This window comes from Rhodococcus sp. 2G (genome assembly GCF_001886355.1).
In the GTDB taxonomy this organism is placed as follows: Bacteria; Actinomycetota; Actinomycetes; order Mycobacteriales; family Mycobacteriaceae; genus Rhodococcus; species Rhodococcus pyridinivorans.
In genome coordinates, this window is record NZ_CP018063.1 from 4446135 (window position 1) to 4458590 (window position 12456).

At 64.9% G+C, this 12456-nt stretch carries 8 protein-coding genes and 2 pseudogenes; 5 read left to right on the plus strand and 5 right to left on the minus strand.

Going from position 1 to position 12456, the window contains the following annotated elements; all coding sequences use genetic code 11:
* Positions 1 to 70 precede the first annotated feature (70 nt).
* From BO226_RS21110 to BO226_RS21120, 3 genes and pseudogenes are all read left to right on the plus strand, one after another.
* Positions 71 to 415 (plus strand): annotated as a pseudogene (locus tag BO226_RS21110) (transposase); the annotation flags it as partial.
* A 209-nt stretch (positions 416 to 624) separates the two neighbouring features.
* Positions 625 to 1674 carry an IS110 family transposase gene (locus BO226_RS21115; RefSeq protein ID WP_064257624.1) on the plus strand — a complete coding sequence of 350 codons (1050 nt, stop codon included), beginning with the start codon at positions 625 to 627 and terminating at the stop codon, positions 1672 to 1674.
* An 11-nt stretch (positions 1675 to 1685) separates the two neighbouring features.
* Positions 1686 to 2598: pseudogene (locus BO226_RS21120) on the plus strand (IS3 family transposase); the annotation flags it as partial.
* A gap of 501 nt (positions 2599 to 3099) precedes the next feature.
* Here the strand turns inward: BO226_RS21120 and BO226_RS21130 are convergent.
* The 5 genes from BO226_RS21130 to BO226_RS21150 form a co-directional block, all read right to left on the minus strand.
* Positions 3100 to 4761, minus strand: coding sequence for a pyridoxal phosphate-dependent decarboxylase family protein (locus BO226_RS21130; RefSeq protein ID WP_064257623.1), 1662 nt, complete (start codon positions 4759 to 4761; stop codon positions 3100 to 3102).
* 250 nt (positions 4762 to 5011) lie between these two features.
* Positions 5012 to 5482 carry a CHAT domain-containing protein gene (locus tag BO226_RS27290; protein WP_156895306.1) on the minus strand — a complete coding sequence of 157 codons (471 nt, stop codon included), beginning with the start codon at positions 5480 to 5482 and terminating at the stop codon, positions 5012 to 5014.
* 66 nt (positions 5483 to 5548) lie between these two features.
* Positions 5549 to 6982 carry an IS1380 family transposase gene (locus BO226_RS21140; protein ID WP_071935986.1) on the minus strand — a complete coding sequence of 478 codons (1434 nt, stop codon included), beginning with the start codon at positions 6980 to 6982 and terminating at the stop codon, positions 5549 to 5551.
* Between the two features lie 36 nt (positions 6983 to 7018).
* Entirely contained in the window at positions 7019 to 9742 is a 2724-nt protein-coding gene (locus BO226_RS21145) for a tetratricopeptide repeat protein (RefSeq protein WP_156895308.1), read from the minus strand.
* Positions 9743 to 9871: 129 nt separating this feature from the next.
* Positions 9872 to 11287, minus strand: a complete 1416-nt coding sequence (locus BO226_RS21150; protein ID WP_064257621.1) for a lipase/acyltransferase domain-containing protein — start codon at positions 11285 to 11287, stop codon at positions 9872 to 9874.
* A 69-nt stretch (positions 11288 to 11356) separates the two neighbouring features.
* On the opposite strand from BO226_RS21150, the gene BO226_RS21155 reads away from it, so the two are divergent.
* Both BO226_RS21155 and BO226_RS28475 read left to right on the plus strand, forming a co-directional pair.
* Positions 11357 to 11887, plus strand: a complete 531-nt coding sequence (locus tag BO226_RS21155) for an ATP-binding protein (protein ID WP_269454833.1) — start codon at positions 11357 to 11359, stop codon at positions 11885 to 11887.
* A 32-nt stretch (positions 11888 to 11919) separates the two neighbouring features.
* Positions 11920 to 12117 (plus strand): ATP-binding protein, encoded by a 198-nt coding sequence (locus BO226_RS28475; protein ID WP_269666622.1) that lies wholly within the window; start codon positions 11920 to 11922, stop codon positions 12115 to 12117.
* The last annotated feature ends 339 nt before the right edge of the window (positions 12118 to 12456 follow it).

A 12456-nucleotide genomic window follows, 5' to 3' on the forward strand; every position in this document is an offset into this window, starting at 1 on the left:
TGGGGCCTTGACCCCGGTTCTTGGACACGCGGAATCCAGCACCGCTGGGGAAGCGAGATGATCTTCAGTTATGTCACGCAAGAACTACTCGGAAGAGTTCCGGCGCCAGGCGGTCGAGTTGTACGAGTCGACACCGGGCGCGACGATCCGAGGTATCGCCGCTGACCTCGGGGTCGTGCGCGGCACCCTGACAGGCTGGATCGACCAATACGGGACCGGCACCAAAACCCACGTCGACGGCACCCGGGTGCACACACCGGCACGGCCCCACAGCCCACGCCTGGGCGCGGGTGACGCACCAGAGACCGTCGAGCAGAAACTCGCCCGCCTCGAAGTCGAGAACGCCGCCCTACGAGCCGAGACAACCAAGCTCACCACCGAACGCGAGATCCTCCGCCAGGCGGCCAAGTATTTCGCCTCAATGTCATCCTGGACAGGTCCGGTGGGATTCGCTCGATATTTCGCTGCCCCGACTCTGGTCGGTGGCTTGTCCCGATGTGCGGTCCCGCCGGGCCCGGGGCGGTCGTTCGTGTGGCCTGATAGAAGCGTGCCGCTGATGCCCGATTGAGGCGTGCCCAACGACGACCGACCTGGCCCATCCCCTTCACGGATCGGAGTCGTCAGGTGATCATCATCGGAGTCGACGCCCACAAATCCACCCACACCTTCGTCGCGGTCGACGAGGTCGGACGCACGCTCGGGCAGCAGACCGTCAAGGCCACCACTGCGGGACATCTGTCGGCGCTCGAGTGGGCCGCCCAGTGGCCGCAGGTGCGGTTCGCGCTCGAGGACTGCCGGCACGTGACCCGCCGACTGGAGGCGGATCTGCTGCGCCGTGGTTACGCGGTGGTCCGCGTCAAGACACAACTGATGGCCGTGCACAGGCGCAGCGCCCGCCAGCCGGGCAAGTCCGATCCGATCGACGCGCAGGCGGTCGCCATGGCCGCGCTACGCGAGCCGAACCTACCGATCGCGCGACTGGACGGACCTGCCCGTGAGATCGAGCTCCTCAGTGATCACCGCCACGACTTGGTCTGTGAGAGAACCAAACTCATCAACAGGTTGCGGTGGCATCTGCACGAGCTCGATCCCGAACTGCACGTCCCCGCACGGGGGCTCCGACGCTACTGTGTGATGGACGAACTCGCCGATCGGATTACAGAGTTCACCGGAGTGGTCGCGCAGATTGCCGGTGAACTCCTGCAGCGGTGCCGGCAGATGACCCGCCGGATCGACGACCTCGAACGCGAGATCCGCGGCCGGGTACGGGTGCTGGCGCCGTCCTTGCTCGCCGTTCCCGGGTGCGGAGTGTTGTCGGCGGCAGTGATCATCGGGGAGACCGCCGGCGCGCACCGGTTCCCCTCCAAAGACGCCTACGCGAAGTTCAACGGCACCGCCCCGATCCCGGTCTGGTCGGCCCACGAGCGGGTCCGTCTCAACCGTGGTGGTAACCGCACTGTCAACGCTGCTCTGCACGCCATCGCCATCACTCAAGTCGCCCGTGGCGGTCAGGGCAAGGGCTATGTGGACAAGCTGCAGGCCGCCGGAAAGAGCCGGCGAGAGGCACTGCGCCTGCTCCGCCGTCGCGTCTCCGACCGCGTGTTTCAGGTCCTGCGTGCCGACGAATCTGCACTCGGAAAGGTCGCGAATGCAACGTTTTCGGCGGCGGCTTGACATAGAAGCATCGGGGAGACGAAATGGTGAACCGCTTCCGCTTCGTCGCCGACCACTCCGACACCTATCAGGTGAAGCGGTTATGCGAGCTCACCCGAGATCGAGCGCTCGTCCTACTATGCCTGGAAGTCCGCAGAGCCGACGAGGGCGGCTCGCGCCGAGGACGACGCGCAGCTGGCCGAGCGAATCCGGGTGATCCACACCGAGGACAACACCTACGGAGCCCCGAGGATTACTGCCGAACTCAACGATGGTGTTGCTGCGGACGAGAAGATCAATCACAAGCGGGTGGCCCGGGTGATGCGCGAGAACGACATCGTCGGCTACCGGCGCCGACGACGGGTCACGACCACAGTCCCCGAACCTGCCGACCGGAAGGTGCCCGACCTGCTCGAGCGGGATTTCACCGCCGACGCACCGAACCGCATCTACGTAGGCGACATCACGTACCTGCCGATCGAGGGCGGAGCCAACCTGTATCTGGCGACAGTCATCGACTGCTACTCCCGTAAGTTCGCCGGCTGGGCGATCGCCGACCATATGCGCACCGACCTCGTCGCCGACGCCCTCCGTGCCGCCGACCAGGCTCGTAATGGACTGGCCGGGGCCGTCTTTCACAGCGACCACGGAAGTCAATACACGTCGAAGGAGTTCGCCGCTCTCTGCGACCGTCTCGGCGTCACCCAGTCGATGGGCATGGTCGGCACGAGTGCCGACAACAGTCTGGCCGAATCTTTCAACGCCGCCCTCAAACGAGAAGTCCTCCAGAGCGCGAACACCTGGCCCGACGAGGCCACATGCCGACGCCAGGTGTTCCGCTGGGTCACCCGCTACAACACCAGAAGGAGGCACTCCTGGTGCGGACACCGGTCCCCGGACACCTATGAGACCCTCTACACCGCTATGCTGGCATCCGCCGCGTAATCCACCACCCGTGTCCACAATCCGGGGATAAGGCCCGATCGAGCTCTGGGATGGATCCGAGTGGGAGGCACAGGCTGGGCGCGTGTGCGACCGTGCACCGGTCCGCGTCTTCAGTCAGAAGCAGATCTACGAGCTGGCATCGGAGCCGCCGAGCTTTCTCACCATCCTCGACGACATGCCGCAGATTAGGCAAGCAGAGTGGGACGAGGAGTACGAGGCACTCCAGCTTCGGTTCAAAGGTGAGATGCAATTATCCTATACTCGCCCAGCCCCCGGATCATTGATGACAGGGGAAAGAAGTCATACCAGGTCTGGCGACCGCGGCCCTCGGTTTCAAGGACCCTCAAAAAGATAACGGGAGCAGGAGCCGACTCGGTCAGCACCGTCGCCTGCGGATCGCCTCGGGTGAACTCGGTTCGAAGTCGCCTAGCTCACACGCGATCTGATCCTCCAACGTTCCGCGATCGATGCGGAGCTCGTCACACATGGCGTGCCACTCGATCATTTCGGAGGTTCCCTGCGCAGTCGGGCACCGTCGTGCGCACAGTCGCCGTCGGGTACCGCAGATTCGAACTGTTCGCATGCCCCCGCCAGTCGGCTAAGTATCTCTGCCGCAGCTGTGCCGTCGATGAAGGCCGAGATGGGATACAGCAGGAACGCTGGAAGGCCCTCGGAGTCCGTGCCGTACTGATACCGCGCCACGTAGCCGATGAACGGATCGGCGCGACCGTCGGGGTGCTGATCAAAGGTGATGAAGCGACGGAACCGTTCACAGCGCGCGACGTAATCGCGCTGGACATTCGCTGGCGCAGACGCGAGCTCGGCGTAGCTGTGTCTGTCGCCATGGAGATGGATCTTGATCACCAGTTCGAAGCCCAGTGTTCGGGTATTTACGACTTCAAACCTGTGTTTCCAATGCCTTTCGACCAACTCGCCTAGAACGCTGCGGACGCTCAGCAGGTAGCTGAGGTAGTCCTGCATCCCGTGCACGCCCAGTCGCATCAGCACGTGGTAGGCCGAAACGATGCCGTGGCTGGAGCGTGAATTCTCGATACTGACATCACAGTAGCGGGCATCGCCCCACTGCGTGTGCTCATCGAGTGGGCTGACGTCGTCGGTGCCAACAAGGTTGTCGGCGGTCCTGGTCACGAAGAAGCTACTGACTGCCGGGCACAGACCCGTCTTGTGGAAATCGGCGCCGAAGGAGTCCGCCGAGCGGACTGCCCTCACTGCGGCCGACGCCGTCTCGATCTTGCGCAGCACGTCCGCGGCGCGAACGGTGCTTTGATAGTGGCCGGGGTCAGCACCGAAGAGCAGCCACGCCCAACTGATCACAGTGTCGAAGTGCAGATACGGCGGGGCGTCGTAAGCGTCGAGTAGCGAGCGGATACCGCCGACGTCGTCGATGGACAGGTTCAACGTGCCTCCACCGGAAGCGATTACGCAAGCGACTTGTCTGCCCTGCCGGTGGCATCGCAAGAGCTCAGCTTCTAGCGCATCGAGGTCCAGCCGATCCTCGGTATCAGTCGGAAGCCGGATGCAGTTGTCAGTACCCAAACCCAAGAAGTTGCAGATGCTTTCGAGCGAGAAATGACAACGTTGACTGGCGATGACCACGGGCGCACCGTGAATGCCGCGCCGGATGAACCCGCGGTCGAGTCGATTTAAGCCAGCCTTGATAGCGTAGAGTAATGTCCCCTTCCCGCCGCTGGTGGCAATCCCCACCGCGTCCGGCCACCCCGCGAGTTCGCCCAGCATCCTGCTCACTCGCTTCTCCAGCAGATTGACTTTGCCTGACGTTAGGTCGAAGAAGGCGTTGGGATTGTGCAAGGACGTGAACGTTGACAGTGCCACCGTGTCCAGCCATGGCGAGGGAACCAGGTTGAACAGCGCCATTGGATCATGCCAGCGCGCAGCACCTTCGAACGCCTCCAACGAATGAGTGAACGCCTGCTCGGACGTCAAACCTCGCAGCGGCAGCGCCGGGTATGCCGTGGCCTCGGGGTAGCGCATCGTCGAATCGATGGGCCGCCTTCCCCCAATCGATTCCGCGCCCGACTTCAGTCGCTGCGAGATCGTGGCAATCTTGTCGACCAGATCGTCGATGTTGCTCTCGTCGGGGCGAAGAAACTCACCGGGATATAGCCGGCCGAAGTCATCCACCGATGACCGCCGTCATGGTGCCCCAGCCGATCGGGTGAACTGAATCCGCACGCTTTCCCCCTCATTGCGTCAAAATTCGCAGCGAACAGTCACACTAGTGGCTTTCCCTGCGTTAGGAAACAGATGCGCGCGGATACGATCTTGGCGTTAGGTCGAGCCCGAGCCCAAGCCCGAACGCCGCGCGCCCACGTAAGCGACCGACCGTTGCGCCATTGTCCGACCGTCTGGTTGTTTGCGCGGCCGCTCGGAGTCAGCCGTCCGCGTAGCCTGAAGTAATGTCAACCAGCCCGGCCCAGTGGTGTACTGGGCCGCCGGAGGCGCGCATCCTTTGCTGGGCCAGCCATAGTGCGACGTCGGGCGACACGTCGCGGGCAAGGCTGGGGTAGACGTCGGCTAGCAGAGCGGCAGTTGGAGAGCTCCCGTCGTGGTCACCGTCGGGCAACGGATACACCCCGGCCAGGATGTGGTCGGAGCCTGTGATCATCGCGAGTGTCGGCAGACCCAGTGGGTCTGAGGCCGGGTCAGGATCGATGCGGCCGGCCCAGCACGCACCGATCACCCATACCCGGGGCGGCTGGATGCCCAGTAGGTGGGCTGCCGACAGCTGAACGTCCTGACCCAAGTCGAGCGTGTGGCTTAACCCGGATGCACCGATTCGCTGGCCTGATCGCAGCGAGTTTCGTTGGGTGGCATGGGACGGTGTGTGGGCATGGTTGAGCATCCGACCTCTCGTGTCGGGTTGTTCCACTGGGGCTTTCGCGTTGAGGGTGGGCAGATGTCCTGGGCGTTAGGCGACGATCGGGTGTGCGCGACCGAAGGTGTTGTCGAACAAGTTGTGCCACGCTGTTTCCCACGGCCAGTTCTGCGGGAGGTGCAGCGTCAACCGTCTCGCCGAGGAGGCGACGCGGGCGGGGACCGAGACAATGGTGCGGCGGAGGGTGCCGGTCGTCGCTTTCGTCAGTTTGGGATCGCTGGTGAGGGTCCCGGCGGCGCGGGTGAGGTTGAACGCCATCACCGCGCAGACGAGCCACGCGGCGTTCGCCGGAAACGAGTTCGACGGTAGATGGGCGAGTGCGGAGTTCTTCAGGTCCGCGTGCACCTGCTCGATGATGGCGTGCTGGCGGTGAGTCTTGTCGGCGGCGACGGTATCGAGGTCGTCGGGGTCGGTGGTGGTGAAGAACGCGTGGAACCGCCAGATGTCGAACAACGTGCCCTGACCTTGGTCTTTCTTCGGTCGCAGGTCGGGGATACGCCGCACGACCAACCGTCCCGCAACGTGGTGGGCCTTCTTCTGGGAGGCGAACGCCGTGAACGGGATCTCGGCGACCTCCGCCCGCGAGATCCAGGTGTCGGTGCCCTCGTCGTAGAGGGCGTCGGTGTACTGGATCGGCGTCCACGAGGACTCGTCGTCGCCGATGGAGGCGATCGCACGTTTGATGGTGGAGGTCAGGCGCACGGTCACCGAGACATCGGCGCCGGCGCGGAGCGCGGCCCCGATGGTGGGATAGCCGTAGAAAGCGGAGTCGCCGCGGACCAGGGGCTTCGACGCGCCGTGGCCGTCCGCCCCGCCGGCCTGGGAACGCAGCCGGTCGACGGTGGCCAGCGCATCGGAGACCATCCGGGCGGCCCCGCGTGCGGAGCCGCACGCTCCTCGGCGCAGGCGTTGGCCGACGATCACCGGAGCAGCGGTCTCGGTGGTGACGGTGGCGATGAGGGCGTTGAGTCCGCGCACGCCGGAGTAGCCGTAGCCGGAGCCTTGTTTGCCGTGGCCGTGGACCTCGATGATCGAATCGTCGATATCGACCAGGACTCGCCCGGTGTCGATGCCGGGGACCAGTGGGGTCTTCTCGGCGAGGTTGCCCAGGAACCGCGAGGCGACGGCGTCGAGTTGCCGGACGTGTCCGAAGCTGAACTGGCGAAGAAACGATCCCAGGGTCGACGGTGCATAGGGGCGGTCGAAGACGGTCTCCATCGCCCCGTGCCGCAACAGTGCCAGGTCGGCGATGCTGTCGGCGCCGGCGACCATCCCACCGATCAGGGACCCGACCTTGTAGCCGGCGTTGGCACCTTTGTCGGTCGGCACGCTCAGGTGCTGATCGGCCAGGGTGAGCAGGCCGCTGGCCTGCGCCAACGCCATCACCGGGACCAGCCCCGCGGTCGACATCAGATTCGGGTCGTCGAACCTCGCCGCGGCGACGGGCCGGGTGTGAGATAGTTGCATCTGCGAGATGCCCTCCGGTGTGGTGTGAACTGATCCCTAGACAAGATCGATTCTTCCACTACGGCAGGGCATTTCGTCGTTACGACCCGCTCGCCACCCCAACCGAATCGGTGTATCCGGGCTTAACCCGACGCGGGCTCGTCCGTGCACGCTGGCGATGGTGAACTCGTGACTTCGGTCCGCCAGGCTGCGCAGGAAGTCGCGCGCCGACTCGGGGTGGTCGACCTGGCCGTGAAACGACTGGTCCAGAGCCGCCCGCTCCATCTCTTCCCCGCTGACACCCGAGAGCCACGCGATGGCTCGCGCCGTGGGCGCCGACTCGCGCGAGCGCGCAGTCCTGCTGAGTTGAATTACGTGTAGGGATGGGGCGACGGACACCATCACCGACTCGGCCAGTCGGCTCGGGGACGTCGACTGGTCCCCATACGGGAGGGCTGCCCACGGCACACTCCAGATGCGGACGTCGGGAATCACCAGCACGCGTATGGCGCCACACGGTTCGGGGGCGTTCGCCGAGATGTAACCGATGAGCTTGGGGGAGAACAACAGGGCCCCCAATGCGCGCAAGCGCTGATCGTCGGACTCATCGAGCAGTGCGAACAGCGCGTCGATCCCAGGCGCATCGTCACTCGATGCCACACCTTCGACGACTGTCACGGGCGGTGTCGTGCAGACGGGGACGAGTTGGTCCGTCGGCTCGGACGGCGTCATCGCCGCCAGCGCCGCAGCGGAGTGGGCGTCGATCACGGCGCGGTCGATGGTAGTAGTACCGTCGACGCTGGTGTACACGGTGAACAGCGGTGCGCCGCCGAGCAGGCCTGCAGGGCAGGCGAGTTGGATCACCGGATGCCGAGCGGCGACGAGCCGAAGTTGTTCTGCCACATCAATGGTGGGTGGCTCAAGAACAGCTCGGACGTCGCGTTGCACAAGCCCTTCGAGTTGGGCCAGCAGCCGGTCGCGTTCGGCGCGCCGGGCGGCCAAGTCCTGGTGGGTGTAAGCGGGCCCGCTGAGCGGCGCCCTCCAGCGGGACCGCACTCCTGACAGCCCGGCGTCGCCCCGGTTGTCGGTGATCACCTCGGCGCCCTCCACTTGCATCAGCTGGATGACGAGTGAACGGATCCGCTCGCGCAGCGTGGCGGCGACGTCGTCGTCGGGGGAATGTTCTGCCTGCGACAAGGCGTGCAGGGCTGCCAACGTGCTCGAGGTGCCGTCCTCGATGATTTGCGCCGCTGCGCTGCTGCGATCCAGTTGCACCGTCAACTCCAGCGCAGCGCGCTGTACTCGATCGAGCCGTCGGGCGTACGCCGTGCGCCCCTCGGGGCTGCTGATCCAACGGCCCATCTGGCGACCGCGTCGGTGCACATGGGCCAGCACCTTTAGCTCACGTTCGCGGTCGTGGCCGCCGACCAGTTGGGCGTGCCGTTCAGCGCACCGAAGGTACTCATACGGCGCGCCGATCTGTTCGTAAAGCTCCAGCGCCGTAATCAGTGTCGCGATTGCGGCCTGCTTGTGCTGCGACGCTTGAAGCCCTGCCAGCGCTTCCCGAGTCCGCGCTTGTCCCAGCAGGTTCTGTGCTTTCTCGTAGCAGCGCAGCGCACGTTCGAAGTGGCGGATGGCCCGGGCGTCGTCGTTCTCGGCAGCGAAACGCGACCCCAGCCCGTACTCGGCGTTGCCGGTGGAGTTGGGCGCGTCGAGGTGCTTGTAAACCGCCAACGCCGTGTAGTAGCGCGGCTCCGACCGCCCAGGCGCGTTAGTGCTCAGCGCGAGATCGCCTAGGGCCCGCATCGTATTCGCCCGGCCCAAGGCATCGCCCAACTCTCGATAACTGCGCAACGCGATGGTGTAGTCGCGAGCCGCATTCTCGAGGTCACCGTGGATGCGCCGGGCCTCTCCGCGTTCGAAGTGTGCGTTGGCCTGAGCGAGTCGATCGCCGACCGCCCGGCCATGCTCGATCGCCATGGAAAACGATGCCAGCGCCGTGCTGGGATCCCCACGCAAAGCCGCGAGTTCACCGCGACCCACGCAGGTGTAGGCCAGCCCTAGCCTGTCGCGCGCCCGCTCGTAGGCGACGGCGGCCAACTCGAATCGTTCGGTGGCAGCATTCAGGTTGGATGCCCTCATGGCTTGTTCGGCAATGCATCGCAAGGCATGTGCCTCCCCGAGTAGATCACCGACGCGACGCGAACCCTCGACGGCTTGCTCGTAGAGCTCAGTGGCAAGTGTTGGGTCCCCAAACCGGAGGGTCAGATCCGCCAATCCCTTGTGGCAGCGGGCGACCCGGGCGTGATCGCCATATCGGATCGATAATGCGAGTGCCCGTTCATAGGACGTATGAGCGAGTCGAAGATCTCCGTCGCGGCGGTGGATGAGCGCAGAGGTGAACAGGAAGCGTGGCAGTGCCGTGGGGACGTCGTCGGGACCGACGTCGGCGATTGCCGCGTCGACGAGGTCGCGCGCCTGATGGATCCTTCCGGCGCGCAATTCGAACACCGCTAGAGTATTGCGGGCCATGCCGATCCCCGCCCGGTGGTCGTGTGCTCGGGAAAGCGAATAGGCGCAACCAGCGCTTTGTTTCGCAGCAGGAAGCTCACCGGTGCGAATCAGTACCTCGGTGAGGGCGCAAAGCGCGCGTACCTGAGTCGCAGTATTGCGACGTGAGCGGGCGTCGGTCACGCTGCCCCGCAGAATCACTGCGGCCCGTTCGAGACGCGCCGCGCGCAGCGCGACGGCTGCCTCGGCCTCGTCGGCGGCCCAGGTCAACGGATGCTCACCGTATTCGTCGTGGCCCGGTCACCGCCGCCGCGCTCGGATGCAGAAGGCGTGGCCCGGCACCTGAATCGACTGAACGCATGTTGCTCCAGCGTCTTCGGATCCTCATCGACGCCGAACTCACACTGCATAGGCGCCGTAGGAATCGTATGCCGTGATGATCTGGCGGTTGCGTCCATAATCTACCTGGACCTTCACGGAGTAGCAGCCCTCTTCTGGCGGAGCGACTCTGACGCTCCATCCGTCCTCGTCGGGTTCCATCGCCACGGCATCCCCGAAGTCCATGTCGCCAGGTCCGCGCACGCTGATCCGTGCCCCGGCATCGGTCCGGTCAGCCCCGTTCAACCTGACACTTAGGACTGACAGTTGGCCGACCGGATAGACGTCGTCGACGTCGAACCCGATCCACGGAGCAGTGGCACCCACATCGCGTACGGAAGCTAGGGAAGCGGAATTGAGCGAGGCCAAATAGGCTGCCACCGTCTGACCCGACTGTAACGGGATGTGCGACTCGGGTGCGAACCGCCTGAACTGGTCGACATCGGGCCCGGTGCTGTGCTCGATGGGGATGGCGCTGATCGCGGGCACAGTGCCATCACCGAGCCAACCGACATTGGGCAGCCACTCCGCGTCCGTCTTTGAGATCTGCAGACCCGACTCCGTGACGACTGCACGCGCCGGCGTGGGATGACCCTGCGAATAGAAGGACACTTGGGTGGGCCGCTGGGCAGGTGGCAATTCGTGCAGTCGCGTACATATCGTCTCTAGTTCAAGGTGGCTAGCGTATGCCGATGAAGCCCTGTTCCGGAAATCTGCTGTGGCCACTGCGAGTTCGTGAGGGTAGCGCGGTTGATCCCGTTCGAACACGGCCCGGTATCGGGGCAGGAGTTCATATGTCGATGGCCAGGAGCGTAATACCTCCGTGGCTTCGCCGAACACATGTCCGGTGACCGCTGATGCTGGACCACCGCCGAACCGGACCCCATTGACGAGCCAGTCGACGGCCTTCGGAGCTCCTCGGTGGGGGGTTCCAATGGTGATCAGCCGCTCGCACACCGCGTGCCCGCCCATTGCCCACCACCACCGCGCCACGAGGCCTCCCAACGAATGCGCAATGGCGATGACTTTGGTGTCGGGGCCGAGTGCCTCGAGGCGCCGTTCGACGTCCCACAGCAGTCGCTGTGCGACCTCTTGAGCCGGCAGGCGGAAATCGTACGGGAACGAGACGAGGCGAGCCGAGAGGTTCGGAGGCCGGGTCTCGAGGCTGACGTCTACTTCGTCGTCTCTCAACCGGTATAACGAGCGGATCGTCCGTTCCAGCGACTCGTAGCCGGCCACCTTCTTCCAAGGGAGTACCGCCATCGTCTTCAAGAGCCCGGATGGTCGCAGCGGTTGGTCGATCGCGAGCCGTTCGGGTCGGCGCAGGATGGTCGATGCGCTGCCGCGGACGTGATACCCCCAGACCGGATCGCCGTAGGTGTCACACAGGGTCGATCCGCCTATACCGGGGATCAATAAGATCAGCTTGGTTGACACCGCGTCGCTTTCGTCGATACCACACGATTGAAACAGCGAGTGTAGTCGTTCGGCGGTCGTGGCGGGAGCATGGCGCGGCCCGAAAATGGGCTGGCTCAGCCACCCTTGCGGGAGGGTTATCTCGACTTCCTCGACCATCTGCTCGCCGAGGAGCTGGCCGTGCGGGAATCACGGCGCTTCCGCAATGCCCTCGAGCTGTCGGCCCTGCTGCACCACAAGACCCTCGACGAGTTCGACTACAGCTTCCAGCCCGGCCTCGAACCGCGCCGGGTCCGGGACCTGGCGACACTCGAATTCGTCTCCCGAGCAAGCAATGTCGCTCTCCTCGGTCCGCCCGGGGTGGGCAAGACGCACGCCGCCGTGGCGTTAGCTGTCGCGGCGTGTCAGGCCGGGTACTCGATCTACTTCACCACCCTCGACGACCCGGTCCGCAAACTCAAAGCCGCCGATGCGGTCGGCCGGTTGCCCAAGCAGCTGGGCAGCCCGATGCATCCGTCGTTGCTGGTGATCGACGAGGTCGGCTACCTGCCACTCGACCGCGAAGAAGCCAACACGGGGGCACCTCCCTGCACGCAGTGCTCGGGGGAGTCTTCCAGTTGATCAGCCGCCCATACGAGAAGGGCGCGACGATCGTGACCAGCAATAAATCGTTCACCGAGTGGGGCTCGGTCCTCGGCGACGATGTCCTCGCCACCACCATCTTGGACCGACTGCTGCACCACCGACGTGCTGACCATCAACGGGCCCAGCTACCGACTCGAGGACCGCCAAGCCCTTGTCAGCAAGCCCGACGCCCCGGCACCATAAGACCGTCGGTCACCGACACATGAGGTCGTACGCGCAACGACAGCTGAGGTCGTACCCGGACAGCACCCCGAGTGCTCTGGCGAGGGGTTACGGGCGTCCACGTGGCTTTGGCACCCGTGGAGCCATTCGGTGGCTGTGGCGTGGGCCTCCTCATCGGTGAGGGTGTCGATGTGTTCGGCCATCGCGGCGGATCCCGACAACGTCGCAGTGACCAGCTCGTCCGCACCGGGGGCGAGGTCCCGGCGCGGCGGTGGTGGTAGCCGATGCCGCGTCCCAGTGGGCCACCGTGCTTGGGACGTAGGCGTGCTCCCCCGCTCGGTCATGGTCGCCACGGCGTCGAGCAGGTAGGGGGCGTCAGTGAG